The sequence below is a fragment of the Nostoc sp. GT001 genome, from assembly GCF_030382115.1.
Classification (GTDB): domain Bacteria; phylum Cyanobacteriota; class Cyanobacteriia; order Cyanobacteriales; family Nostocaceae; genus Nostoc.
The window spans coordinates 4316706-4330340 of the sequence record NZ_JAUDRJ010000003.1 but is presented as its reverse complement, the minus strand read 5'-3'; the positions used below and the strand labels follow the sequence as shown (position 1 = coordinate 4330340).

Annotated in this window: 12 protein-coding genes; 5 read left to right on the top strand and 7 right to left on the bottom strand. The window is 41.2% G+C overall.

Annotation, left to right across the window (positions count from 1 at the left end; all coding sequences use genetic code 11):
- Positions 1-489: 489 nt before the first annotated feature.
- Together QUD05_RS21255 and QUD05_RS21250 are read left to right on the top strand one after the other, a co-directional pair.
- Positions 490-1323 (top strand): hypothetical protein, encoded by an 834-nt coding sequence (locus QUD05_RS21255; protein ID WP_289797802.1) that lies wholly within the window; start codon positions 490-492, stop codon positions 1321-1323.
- A 19-nt stretch (positions 1324-1342) separates the two neighbouring features.
- Positions 1343-1981 (top strand): ThiF family adenylyltransferase, encoded by a 639-nt coding sequence (locus QUD05_RS21250; protein WP_289797801.1) that lies wholly within the window; start codon positions 1343-1345, stop codon positions 1979-1981.
- A 119-nt stretch (positions 1982-2100) separates the two neighbouring features.
- Here QUD05_RS21250 and QUD05_RS21245 read toward each other — a convergent pair whose 3' ends face one another.
- The gene (locus QUD05_RS21245) at positions 2101-3006 is read right to left on the bottom strand and encodes an AMP-binding protein (protein WP_289797800.1); all 906 of its coding nucleotides are present in this window, start codon (positions 3004-3006) and stop codon (positions 2101-2103) included.
- Positions 3007-3046: 40 nt separating this feature from the next.
- A complete protein-coding gene (locus QUD05_RS21240; protein ID WP_289797799.1) occupies positions 3047-3604 on the bottom strand; it encodes an AMP-binding protein in 558 nt (185 codons plus the stop codon).
- Between the two features lie 339 nt (positions 3605-3943).
- Here QUD05_RS21240 and QUD05_RS21235 point away from each other — a divergent pair, with 339 nt between their 5' ends.
- The 3 genes from QUD05_RS21235 to QUD05_RS21225 all read left to right on the top strand — a co-directional run bounded on the left by QUD05_RS21235 (position 3944) and on the right by QUD05_RS21225 (position 7967).
- The gene (locus tag QUD05_RS21235; protein ID WP_289797798.1) at positions 3944-5011 is read left to right on the top strand and encodes a glycosyltransferase family 4 protein; all 1068 of its coding nucleotides are present in this window, start codon (positions 3944-3946) and stop codon (positions 5009-5011) included.
- Positions 5012-5228: 217 nt separating this feature from the next.
- On the top strand, positions 5229-5999 hold the full coding sequence (locus QUD05_RS21230) for a WecB/TagA/CpsF family glycosyltransferase (protein WP_289797797.1): 771 nt from the start codon (positions 5229-5231) through the stop codon (positions 5997-5999).
- A 123-nt stretch (positions 6000-6122) separates the two neighbouring features.
- Complete coding sequence (locus QUD05_RS21225; RefSeq protein ID WP_289797796.1) at positions 6123-7967, top strand: tetratricopeptide repeat protein; 1845 nt, start codon at positions 6123-6125, stop codon at positions 7965-7967.
- A gap of 257 nt (positions 7968-8224) precedes the next feature.
- Here QUD05_RS21225 and gntT read toward each other — a convergent pair whose 3' ends face one another.
- The 5 genes from gntT to tftA all read right to left on the bottom strand — a co-directional run bounded on the left by gntT (position 8225) and on the right by tftA (position 13631).
- Positions 8225-9589 (bottom strand): guanitoxin biosynthesis MATE family efflux transporter GntT, encoded by a 1365-nt coding sequence (gene gntT / locus QUD05_RS21220; protein WP_289797795.1) that lies wholly within the window; start codon positions 9587-9589, stop codon positions 8225-8227.
- Positions 9590-9918: 329 nt separating this feature from the next.
- On the bottom strand, positions 9919-10347 hold the full coding sequence (locus tag QUD05_RS21215; RefSeq protein WP_289797794.1) for a VOC family protein: 429 nt from the start codon (positions 10345-10347) through the stop codon (positions 9919-9921).
- A gap of 167 nt (positions 10348-10514) precedes the next feature.
- Complete coding sequence (gene iolM / locus QUD05_RS21210) at positions 10515-11702, bottom strand: scyllo-inosose 3-dehydrogenase (RefSeq protein WP_289797793.1); 1188 nt, start codon at positions 11700-11702, stop codon at positions 10515-10517.
- A gap of 379 nt (positions 11703-12081) precedes the next feature.
- A complete protein-coding gene (locus QUD05_RS21205) occupies positions 12082-12282 on the bottom strand; it encodes a hypothetical protein (protein ID WP_289797792.1) in 201 nt (66 codons plus the stop codon).
- The gene (gene tftA, locus QUD05_RS21200) at positions 12279-13631 is read right to left on the bottom strand and encodes a hormogonium tapered terminus morphoprotein TftA (RefSeq protein ID WP_289797791.1); all 1353 of its coding nucleotides are present in this window, start codon (positions 13629-13631) and stop codon (positions 12279-12281) included. The genes QUD05_RS21205 and tftA overlap by 4 nt, the downstream gene beginning before the upstream one ends.
- Positions 13632-13635: the final 4 nt, after the last annotated feature.

The following is a 13635-nucleotide window of genomic DNA, read 5'->3' as shown; positions in this document are numbered from 1 at the left end:
ATTACTCATGAGTCATGACTCATGACTCATTACTCATTACTCATTACTCATTACTCATTACTCATTACTCATTACTCATTACTCATTACTCATTACTCATTACTTCTCCTCTGCTCCATCAAATCGCTCTACAGCAAAATCTCTCTTTTCATCTCTTCTAATTTTATGTAGTATATTGTATTATATTAATATCCTGCGTGCCCCAACTTTTGGAGCCTACATACTAGTACGAGAGGAACGGTACACTGCCAAATGCAGTGGGCGTGTGTGAACGGGGAGTGCGAAGAACCTGGGAGGTTGGCTTAAAAGTAGCCATCCTTGAAAGAGTGTGTAACAACTCACCAGCGGAGTCCCTCTAGTAACTGAGAACACGCAATGCTCCAGCAACTTGCACGCAGAATTATATTAATTCGTAATTAAAAAAGTGATATTTCATCACGGTTTCTAGGGTTGCATTGGTAGCCTTATTTTTGAAAATTGGTATTAGTTATGGCTAACATATTTAACCTAATCAACCAAATTGCGATCGCAGAAGCACAGTTATATACCACCCAATTCCTTGCACCCTGTGTCAAAGGTGGACGAGTTCGCACAAGGGTAGCCGGGATGGTTTACACCTTCACGCCAAAGCCTAGTAAATTTGAAGGTTGGGGCATCTTTCAGGCTGTAGATGAAAAAACAGCAAAGGTTGTAGAAGAAGCAGACTTACCCCAAATTGCAGAATACCTGCAACACTTTCCCCAAATACGGCTGCGGTTAGCACACCAACTGCAAAAACAAACTTGGTTAGCATACCCAGTGAATGAAGCAGATGTGCGTCAACGGTTGAAGGTGGTTAAGCCGATCGCAGTCCACTTAGTTACTGAGGGTATCGCTTTTGAGCAAATCATTGCCCGATGGAATGGACAGTCTTGCTGGTTCGAGGAAATAGATCGCCGAACCGATCCGGTAATTGTTGAAACTCTGCAATCTGCCGTCAAGCAACTCATTCCTGCGGAAGAATTACAGTTTAAAGGCATTACTCCAGAAATCCGCACAGTGTATGAATTAGCAACTCGGCGCATTGAGGGATTTACTCAACCCCAACAGGATGAAAAGCGATTGAGAAAGGCATTGCAAATGGGTGGTGGTACTTTAACTCAATTCCATGATCGCAACGATTACTGGACAGTCGATTGGACAACTGCTGATGGTGTTCGCCATAGTAGTGCGATCGCTAAAAATGACTTGACTGTTGTCAGTTCTGGTATTTGTCTGAGTGGACGCGATCGCGATTTTGATTTGCAATCCTTAGTAGGTGTAATGGAACACCAAGAGTATTAATTACGAATTACGAATTATTATGAGTATCTTTTTTCACGAACAGCTTTACCGCACTAATGCTGTGATGGCAAAGCTGAAAAACTATCCTGTAACCATTTGTGGAGCTGGAGCATTAGGAGCTAACATAGCTGAAAACTTAGCTCGGTCTGGTTTTGATAAACTTACAGTGATAGATCGCGATCGCATTGAGGAGCGTAACCTTTCAACTCAGCCTTACTACCGTTCCGATGTGGGAGCGTTTAAGGCGAAGATTTTGGCGAACAATTTATATAGAGCAATTGGGACTAAAGTTGATGCCAAAACAAAGGAGTTGACACCAGCAAATACAAATCAATTACTTCAAGACAGTCAGCTAATTGTTGATGTCTTTGACAATAGCGTGGCACGTCAAGCAGTGAAAAATTATGCTGAAAAATTAAGCGTACCTTGCCTTCATGCTGGACTATCGGCTGATTATGCAGAAGTGATTTGGAATGACGTTTATCGCGTTCCTTCCGAGGTTAATGATGATGTCTGTGATTATCCGCTTGCGCGAAACCTGGTGATATTAACCGTTGCTGTGGCGTGTGAAGCGATCGTTTCATTCATTGCCACAGCAGAACAGCGTAACTTCAGTATCACCCAGAAGGATCTGACTGTTAAATCTTTATTTTTGTAGAAGGTACTTGTCCCGCCGCCGCGATCGTGGCTCAAAATGGAAAATGTTTAAGCTTAGCGATCGCCATCTCCCAATTACTGATACAAATCACTTCCTCTGCTCCCCTGCTCCTTTACTCCCTACTCCTCTATATTCAGCAATTTCGCCATCGCCAACCGTTGCAGTTTCCCGGTAGCACCACGAGGTAGTTGATCTAAAATGTGAATTTGCTTGGGAACTTTGAAGTCTGCCAGCATAGTTGCACAGTGAGCTAAAAGTTCTTTTTCGCTAACTTCTGCTTTCAGAACCACAGCTGCGTGGATATCTTCTCCTAAAGATTTGTGGGGGACGGCAAAGGCTAAGGCTTCGGCGACGGCAGGATGGCGCAGTAAGACATCATCCACTTCTAAAGGAGAAATTTTTTCCCCACCCCGGTTAATCAATTCTTTAATCCGTCCAGTCAAGCGGAGGTAGCCGTCTGCATCCACTGCACCCTGATCTCCGGTGCGGAACCAACCGTTCACAAAAGCAGTAGCGTTAGCTTCTGGGTTGTTTTCGTAGCCATCTATAACGTTGGGTGCTTTTATCACCACCTCGCCCAAGCTTCCCTGAGATAATAGGTTGCCTTCGGAGTCCATAATGCCCACTTCCACACCGAAGCCATAACCTACAGTACCTGGTTTCCTGACTTTTGGCGGTAGGGGATTGGTGGTCATTAAGTGAGATGCTTCAGTCATGCTGTAAGATTCCACCACAGGAGCATTAAGAGTAGCCTCTAACTGTTCAATGATAATCGGCGGCAAAGAAGCGCTACTAGAACGAATAAAACGAAAACGGTTAGCTTTGACAATTTCTGTATTACGGCTAGCACGCGCCAAAATTGTCTGGTGCATGGTTGGCGCTGCGGAGTACCAAGTGGGTTTGTAGGTATCTACCAATTTCCAAAACTCCAAGGCATTAAAACCATTGGGACAAACTAATGTACCACCCGAAGCCAGAGTTGCCAGCAAACAGCCCACTAATCCGTGAACATGGAACAAGGGCATTAGGCAAAGTGTAGTATCAGCTGCTGTGAGTGAGTAAGCACTAATCAGATTGCTGAGCTGAAGCGATTAAGTTGCGATGACGAATCGGCACACGCTTGGGACGACTGGTAGTGCCGCTAGTGTGGAGAATCATCGCTATATCATCAGCGTTGGGGGCTACGGGATTCGCAGATTCTGCTGGTTTTGAGCCTGTTTTGACTAATTCAAAGCTTAATGTGCCGTCAGTATTTATCTTGGCATTAATCACCATCATGTCGGGTGTGACGCTAGCAATGGCTGCTTCTGACCCCTCAGACAACGTAATCACTGCTTTTGCTTGGGTATCTTGATAGTAAAAGGCAAATTCTTCTTGTTTGTATTTGGGATTTAAGGGTGCAGCAGTGCCACATAACGCAGCAGCCAAAAAGGTAATCGCCATTGGTGAACCGTTAGTCATGGCAATGGCAATGCGTTCTCCCCGTTTCAATCCAAAGCTGTTGAGTTGAGATACCAGTCCAATAACATTCTCGCGTAATTGCTTATAGGTTAGCGATCGCCCTTCAGACGTAACTAGGGCTGGATGATTGTCTTCCCCTACTAAAAGCTCAAATAAATTCATTAGTTTTTCTGATCTGTAAATACATGATTTAGCTTAAACAAAAAATTATTACTTAGCTTTTAGTTATGAGAGAGTGCTAGAATGCTGTTATTAACAACAATATTTTCAACAGCCTTATAATAATCCCTATGACAAAATTTTGTTATGGAGATCATCCTGTAAAATCATAAAAGTGTACATTGAATAAATTTATGGATCTGCGCTCAAGCAGATAGAGTTATTAGCATTAATTCTCAAAATGCTCTTGGAGTAGTCCTTTGGATATAACTAGAAGAAATTTGTTCAATAGCTTATATAAATAGCCGTGTACTCAATTTCCAAAACATATTAATAGTAATTATGAATTCCATAAAAATTACTATGTTGGGCGAAAGCTTAGAGCGCCAAGGTGGAATAGTTTCTGTGGAGAAGCTCATTCTTGAAGAAACTACCTCTGATATTCAAATTAAACACATTACGACTTTACCGAATGGTTCTACTTTCCATAAAGTGTTAGTGTTTTTGCAGGCAATAGGTAAGTTATTTTGGAACTTATTAAACCAAAGAACTGACCTAATTCACATTCATGTTTCAGATAGAGGTAGTGCTTTTCGTCATTCAATTACTACTCTTGTTGGTTGGTTATTTAAGAAACCAGTAATTATTCATACTCATAGTGCTGATTTTCATTTGTTTTACTCTAAACTACCTCAATTGCTTAAGCAGTGGCTAAGTTGGTCTTTTTGTAAATGCACCCGTTTCATTGTTTTATCAGATAGCTGGAAAAATTTTTACATTGAGAATCTTGGTTTGAAGGCAGAGCAAGTTATTGTTCTCCCTAACCCAGTAAAAATTCCTGCACAAATTCCACAGCGAATAGATTCCAAACAGATATTTTTCTTATTTTTAGGGCGCATTGGTGAGCGCAAAGGTGCTTTTGATTTAATTAAAGCATTTGCTTCTATGCCTGTTGCTCAACAAAGCCAAGCCAAGTTAGTGATAGCAGGGGATGGAGATGTAGAACAAGCTCGTAGTTTGATCCCAACTCTAAATCTTACTGACTACATCACTATTCTTGATTGGGTAGATCAAGAAAAACGCGACGAGCTTTTAACTAAAGCTGATGTCTTTGTGTTACCTTCCTACAACGAAGGTCTGCCTATGGCACTACTAGAAGCAATGAGTTGGGGTTTGGCAGTTATCACTACCGCAGTAGGAGGAATACCCGAAATAGTTACTCAAAACCAGAATGGTTTATTAGTTAATCCGGGGAATATTCAACAATTGTCAGAGGCAATGCAATCCTTAATTGCAGACGAAAATCTGAGAATATCTTTGGGAAATAACGCACGAGTCAGAGTTAAAGACTTGGACATAAATAATTATCTTACGTCTTTAACATGCATTTATACAGCAGTTATCAATTGAGAATCATCTTGATGAAAATAGTTTGAATTGACTTCCACTATGTATTAAATACCAAACTTCAAAACGACGTAATGAATTCTGTATAAGGATAATAGGCGTTAAAAAGGTATGGATTTAATATTAGGGAAAATCAAGGGAGCGATAGAAGTATTATTCTTTTGTTGTTCGGATTATTCTAAACTTGGTATACTGGCTCATAAGTGAGGGAGGTGCAGAAATGAAAACTTTTCCGGAAGTGAAATTATTTGATACAAGATTCCATAAAGTTAAAGTACAAGAATTAGTTGATTATTTAATAGAAGCAGCAAAAAGCCAAAAAAAGACAGTTGTAGGACATGTGAATATCAGAGCAATGAATTTCGCTTATGAAAAGTCTTGGTATCGAGATTTTTTGAATAAGGCTGATTTAGTATTTTGTGACGGATTTGGTGTAATGGTAGGAGCTAGATTCAACGGTTATTCAATGCAATCTGCACATCGAATGACAGCACCAGATTACATCGAAGATTTAGCATTAAAGTGCGCTCAAGAAAACCTTTCTTTATTTTTGTTAGCTGGAAAACCTGGCGTAGTGGATAAGGCAATTACTAAGTTAGGATCAATTGCACCTAATTTACGCGTACATGGACATCATGGTTATTTTGATAAATCAGGAAAAGAGAATGATTTGGTAATAGAAAAAATTAATAAATTCCAACCAGATATTTTATATATTGGTTTTGGTATGCCATTACAAGAACGCTGGATTTTAGATAACTTCAATAAAATTGAAACTACTGTATTTTTACCTTTGGGTGCTTGTCTAGATTTTTATACTGACTCTATATATCGCGGCCCGCGTTGGTTGACTGATAATGGTCTGGAGTGGTTAACACGCTTAATTACTGAACCCACTCGTCTAGCAGACCGTTATCTTGTAGGCATTCCATTATTTTTTTATCGTGTAGTTAAACAGCGAATCACTCAAGGAATGATAACAAATCGCTAAATAAATTTTTCTAAATTTCGCGTTTGTTATGACCATGACTGGTGAAAAGTGGCCAATTGTTTCCCCTACCTCTGCGGCCAAGACTAGAATTAGAATTGACGTGACATTCTCCTAGTAGCCAAAGTGCCAGACTCTCTGCCATTAAGCGATCGCTATCTTGCCTTAATCGATGAAATTGTCGAAACCACCCTCAAGGGCAAAATTAGCTCTGTAGAACAGGTGTATCAAATGCTGCTTAAAGGAATTACTTCCGGGACAGGGGAAGTGTTTGAGCTAGCTTTGAGCGATCGCCTGAATTCCCTCCAAAGTCAAGTAGATAGCGAAAAAGACGAACTCAAGAAAGCCAAGGCGACTCGCTCTTTGAGAGCCATTAAGACCATTCAAAGCCAATGGCAACGCTGGCAAGAGCAAAATAAAGCCACAGAAGCGATCGCCTTTGCAGCTACAGAAATCACCACAGCACCTGCTGCCGAGCGTCTAGCGGCATTTATCCGGGTTACTGACCCAAATCAGAAGTATCCGCTAAATTTACAACAGTTACAGCAGTTATCAAAGGCATTGCAGCAATTTGCTCAGGCAGATGCTGATTTACAACAATTTTCCGAAGGGATTACCCGTGGTTTAGCTTCTTGGCAGCGATTGCAAGACAACTTACTCAGTTGGATGTACGAGCAAAAGGAATCTTTGGGATTTGGCGGCGTACCGGGAGAAAGTGGCCCTTGGGCAAGTTGGGCTAAACAACTCAATAGTGAATTACCCAAAACACTACTTCGCACCTTAGCTAGGGAAGAATCCGCAATTGAGTTTGCCGAACGACAACGAGGCATCACCCTTAGAGATTGGGTGGAAATGGCATTGATTTTACAGTTCTTGCAACGGGGACTAATTAACTGGTTTGACCAACAAGCTTACGATGTGAAAGCGGGACCAAAGTTGTCCATTTCCACTTTTTTGACCTTTGCAGTGATTTGGAGTCAGTTAGCAAGTGGTTTTAGGAGCATTGGGACAATATACAGCGATGCCTGTTCTCAAATCATGCTCCAGATTTTACGAACCTTTGCCCAGCGTCCGTATTTTCCCTTTTACGGCGGGATTTTTGCCTCTTTTACTGGTACTTATTTACGAGATGCCCTAGATTATCTGGATGAACCACTGCGAAGAGGTGAGGGAACGCAAGAAAAGGCACGGATTTTGACCCTTTTGGGCTATTCTCAGCGGGCTTTGGGACAATACCAGCGGTCAATTGATTTTCATCAGCAAGCGCTAGATATAGCCAGAAATGCAGGCGATCGCACCTGTGAAATTGCCAATCTCAATCACCTCAGCCGTACCTACGTGCAACAGCAAAATTATGCTGAGGCAATTAACTACAGTCAACGAGCATTAATACTGAGTCGGCAAGCAGGCGATCGCACCGGAGAAGCAAACGCGCTAGTGAATTTGGGTTACAGCGAAGTCATGCAAGCTCAGGAATTGGAAAACCTAGAACCAGAAACCTATGAAGCCGCAATTAATTATTTGGAACAAGGTTTAAAATTATCAGAAAAATTAGGCGATCTTCAAAGTAAAGCCTTATGTGTCAGCAGCTTAGGAATTGCCTATCTAGTAATTGGAGAACACCAAACGGCAATTAAGTATCTGGAAGATGGCTTTAAAACAGCGCAAGTTTCCGGTGATTTGTATCTCCAAGGACGGAACTTAGCTTATTTAGCAGAAGCTTATTATCATCTGCAAAATTCCGAAAAAACTGTTTACACAGGCTGCTTGGGAATGTATCTTTTAGAGCAAATTGCTTCTAATGAGTGGCGTCAAGCAGCAGGGTTACTGACAATTTTACAAGGACAAATCGGGGCAGAAGCTTTCCAAAAGTTCTTACAGCAACATCGCCCGAAAATTATTGCGGTTATTGGTGTGGATGGGTACGATCACATTCCGCAATTGTTAGAAGAATATCAGGGAGATATGTGAGAAGGCAGGAGGCAGGGGGCAGGAGGTAAACCCCATACAAAAAATATATTTTCTTCGTCCCGCTTCTTGTCCTCTACCTATCTTTGGTAAAAACCGTGCGATCGCTCCACAGCTTAACAAATCCCAACAGTCTCTATACGAGTAAAGAAATAACACTCTCTTTAAGTATATTTTGTAGCAAAACTCTATATTTAACTTGCTTATTTAAATGAATTTTGGTGGCACGATAAGTCTGCCTTAGCTGCTTTCGCGAAATTTCATGAAGCTTGAGTCTTTTGAGCAGGAACAATATCTTCTGTCGCTAGTTTCAAGGTTCTAGGGATCTGAATTCCCTGCACTATAACCCTAGTCACCATGAACAAAGACATCGCCAACCACAAAAGATGTACACTCTGTAACTTCCAAGCCAGGGCTGCTGTGGGAATAAACCCTAACCCAGTTGCAATAAAAGCCGCATTTCGGAGTATTAATGCTTCTGCCAAACCAAAGAAATAAGCCTCAATTGAGACGACGAAGGCATACAGCGCCAGTACGCCCATTAGCCAGGGAATATAGCGATCAATCTGGGTGGTTATTTCCGTATGATTTGTGAGTAGCCCAAATACCGTCTGAGGAAACAGGATGCAGGTAAGGGACATGGTAACTGCAAACATCAGAGTCACGCCTACAGAAACGCCAAGCAGTGGAACCATCTGCTTGCGATCGTTTGTGCCATGAAAGTTGCCTGTCAAGGTTTCTGTTGCATAAGACAAGCCATTGAGTATTTGAATTCCTAGCGTCAGGAACTCAAGCAGTAAGACATTTTCTGCAAAGGCGATTCTTCCCATCCCAGCAAACAGATTGGTAAAAGCCCAAAAGGTAAACCCAACTGCCAGTGTCCGCACAAAAAGCTCCCGACTCAGGGCAAAAGTCTCATTCCAAGCAGATTTGTCCCAAAGTTGAGGCGCGACGGCACGGATCTCTTTCCACTGGATTTCACTCTTGGCCCAAATTAGTCCAAGCACCATCATGAGAAATTGGCTCAAAGCTTGTGCCAAGCCTGCTCCCATACTGTCCCAACCCACTCGCAGAATCATCTGGTAACTTAAGACGATGTTAAGGATGTTACCAAAAGCCGATAAGGCCAACACTTTCCCGCTCTGTTCGCGCCCCATCAACCAGCCAAACAGCACCATATTCACCAAAACCGCAGGTACACCCCAAATCCGCATGTTGAAGTAGTCCACTCCAGCCGCTTTCACCTCTGGAGCATTGTTCAAGACAATAAACCCCAACTCTCGCAGTGGGTATTGTAGGAGCAAAACAGCAAATCCTAAGCAGAGGGCAATTAAAACATTCCGTAAGCCTAGCAGTAGTACTTCCTCGCGATCGTTCCTTCCAGTCGCCTGGGCAGTTGTGCCAGTCACAGAGAGACGCAAAAAATTGAATGTTCGATAGAAGTAATTAAACAGAACTGTCCCCAGTGCAACGCCAGCTAAATGACGAATGTCTTGCAAGTGTCCTAAAAAGGAAACACTAACCATTCCAGACAACGGCACCATTAAATTGGAGAGCATATTTGCGATCGCTAATCTGAAATAGCGAGGAATCCATCGGTCTTGCAAGTCATTATTTCCTAACATTTAGAATTAGTTAGCTGATGCGATTGGATATTTAGCTAATTCGTAGTTCGTTATTTTCGGCGCAACACCACACCAAATTGTCAAATTGGTGATTTTGAATTAGTTGTAATTGAAGAAGAATCCAGAATCCAGAATCCAGAATTCTGAAGTCAGAATCAATTAGCGGGGGTCTTAAACTCACTTATTTATCCACCAGTTGTGCATTATTCATACTGAATTCTGACTCCTGAGTTCTGAATTCTGTTTGATAAATCTCCTACTATTTTAATCACGAATTACGTTAGCGAGGTAGGAACGTTATTACAAATTACGAATTATTTTAACCCCTGTCAAACCCGTTCTTCTATTTGCGTATAGTCATAATATCCAAAAATTGCTTCTGGGTGACGATAATGTTTAAACTCTATCAAGTTATAGAAAGGATCTTCTAAAAAAAAGGTATCATGCTCTATAAAAGAATCAGCAAAACGGAGTTCGGGTTTTTGTCTAAAAGTGAGCTTTTGTCGCTCTGCCCTTGAAAGTACTTCTTCCCAATCACTTTTTAAGCTAAAGACAATTCCGCAATGCCTGGGGTATATCGGTTGAGGTACAAGGATTTCTTTAGTCAAGAAAGCCACAAATTGATGTCCGTGGAGATTAAGAATTAAAAGTTGACGATTTTCTCGACCAGGAATACAACCCAAAGCATCAACATAGTAGGTTTTTGCCAGAGCAAGGTCTGTCACAGGAAAGGTAAGATGAAATAAAGTTTTGTTCATTGCTAAAGACTACTTTCAAAAATTCAAGGTAAGGTAATCAATCGCTTGTTTTAAACTCCCTAATAGTATGCTGGAGTAGCCAACAAGATTAGAGATTTAAATTCACCACGTGATATTAATACCACAGGCAATAATTCAGCTAGAAAACTAAGTATTTTCTGATTATCTTATACAGAGTGCATATTAATTAGTATTTTTCCATCTTTTCTGGAACGCGAAGACTCGAAAGCATTTAAGATGTCTCTCAAGGGGAAAGATGAAGTTACAAGTTTTTCAATTCCACAAAGTTTTCCTTTGTGAATCATGGCGATTACGTTATTAAATATTCCATATCCAGAATGTCCACGAGAACCTACTATTGTATGTGCCCCACTTACAAGACTATTCAAATCTATAAATGCTTCTGAGTCTGCCCGACCTAAATAAATAATTTTTCCTCTTTTGGCAATATTTCTTTCCATCATTGGGATGGTATATTTAGCTGCTCCTGCGGCTTCAACTTGAATATCGGCTCCCCAACCTCCTGTAATTTCTTGAACCATCTCCGAAAAATCATTTGTGGAGGCTATATTGTAAGCGTAATCAGCTCCCATTGATTTAGCAATATTGAGTCTTTCTTCAATAGAATCAACTGCTATTACTATTGCTGCACCTGCTGCTTTAAGTAACATCACAGCACCTAGTCCAATTGCTCCTACACCATAGACTATGGCAAATGCACCAGGTAAGAAACCATTTCCCGATATAAAGATACCGTTATAAGCACAACCGATAGGTTCTATTAAAGTACCTATTTTACAAACCTCTTCAAAGGAATATCTTTCTTGTAAATGATTAAGTTTCCAACAATATTTTGCTTTGAGAGTTATATATTCAGCGAAGCCACCATCTACTGTTAATCCCAACAGTTCGACATTTTCACACTGATTAGGCATTCCTATGCGGCAAGGTGTACAGTGTCCACACCATAAAATGCTTTCTGTAGTTATAATATCACCCTGGTAAAATCCTTTAACTTCTTTACCAACTTCGACGATTTCACCTGAAAGCTCATGTCCTAAAACAACGGGTAACTTGGTAGGGCCAGAAAATAGAATATACCCTTCTTTATCTGTCTCATAAACGTGAATATCTGACCCACAGACACCACAATATTTAACCCTTACTAGAAGCTCATCATGCCTAAGAACAGGGAAGCTTTTATCAACAATCTTCAATTGTGGATCTTTCCAAGCAAGGCTCCCGACAACACCTAAATTTTTGTTAAGGTTTTGCTTCTTTGGTGTCCATGTAGCTTCAGCCAGTAATGCTTTCATTAAATAATTTCCAATTACTTGTAATGAATGATTTTTCACAGAGGGATTTCTCACCTCCCTGCGATGCCTGTAAGCACATTGTCTTGGTAAAACACTGGAGCAGAATACTGTGGCAGTAGTTTACAAAGTGCCAAGATATATGTGTTAATTTTGACAATTTCTATGAGAAATTATTGAAGTATGATTTGAATATCATTTTTAGCCCCACCTTCAAGGGCGTTTATAACTGCCTTACCAAGAGGTACAGAACCTTCTGCAATGTTTATGCTGCCTTTTACATCCAAAATAGTCACGTCATTAACAGTTATTTTTTATACCGATATATTTATGTCCTTCTTTTACTCAATGAAAAAATATTAAAAATTAATTCAACAAAAAGCAAGGACAGTTAAGACAATTAAGGAATTTAATAAAAATTTTATAATTCCCCTAACGGGGATGTATGAGTGTTATGAAAGTACAATCGCCTCTGAGTGGGCAGAATAGCAAAAAAAATCGCAATGTTAAGATACTCAAAACCCACATTCCGGCTGAAGCAGATCGTGTTTGCGATCGCATTTCGCCCACCATAGGCGATCGCACATTGCAGAACCTGAGTAATTTTCTTATCCTTACTCAAAGAAGTCCTGCTGATTCATATAATCGTTTGAGCATTGCTGAAATCTTTGTACTATAATCCAAATCTGCTGACCACCGCCCTGATAGCTGATCGATTAATGGCGCAATTCCCCGCGTTACAAAGCGAAATCTGGGATCTACTACTTCTTGTACCAAAGGTTCTAAACTGGCGTAAGCTTTCAAATGTTGGATGTGCGCCCTGACTCCAATTCTGGCACTTGGAAAAGACGCAGCCTCCGAACCGCCACCGATCGCACCTAAGCCTGCAAAGTTATTTTGCTCAGGTCTAATATCGCCACCAAACCGTAAAAATCCAGTTTCTACACACATTTGGCAAAAGGCAATATCATAGTTCACTCCTTCTATACCTGCTTCTTCCCGATAAAGTTTTGGGATATCAGGAAACTTTGTTAAGGCATTTTCATTATTGTTTCTGAGGAATAATTGTAACTGTATTTCAGAAGTATTACCGTTCGACATTAACCGCTCAAATTGACCAGGGCAAACCACCAAATTCGATCGCAAGCTAACAGTACGAGTTGCCGCATCCCAACTAACTGCAACATTAAAATCTCGCAGTTCAATCGCTTTAACATAAACTACTTTGCGATAGGTAATGCGATTGACATTAGCTGCTTTTGAAAGGTCAATTCTTAGACGATCTACTAAATCGATGGGAATGTAAGCATTACCATTAACTAGCACTCCTTGTTCCGAGTAACTTTGCCCATTAATATTGATATTAATTGGCGGATAATTTGCTTCTGTCGGAGTTCCAGTAGTGGGGTCAATTACACGACTCCAAGTTACCAATCCATCGACAATTCCCAAAGCAAAATCGCGGCGACGAGTTTGCAGCAAAGCCCGATCTTCTGGATTGCTGAGAAACCCTACTTGCATTACCAAAGCTGGCAGCGTTGTCTGACGACAAAATGCTAAACTACCCAATCCACTATCTGTATCTGGTTTGACTCCGCGATTCGGTAATTGGGGTACGCGGCGCAACAACCCCACTAGTAGCTGTTCAGCATTGCTCTTGCGATCGCTATTATTAGCAATGTAGAAAACGCTAGCCCCACGCACAGAAGGGCTATTAGCCGCATTAGCTGCAATTTCTAGGGCGACATCACCCCGGCGGCCGCGGGAATTGATCCAGGTGATAGTTTGGGCGGCGCTCAAGTCATCAGGAACCGCTAAAATTTCCAAACTCCGCGCCCTCAGTTCCGTGACAATCAAATCCCGCAGCAGAATCATTTCTCTAGCTTCAGTTGTACCACCTGCGATCGCACCTTGATCTATTCCTCCCGCTTCTTTGCCTCCATGAGCCGCTGATATAAAAATACGCCCCATTTTC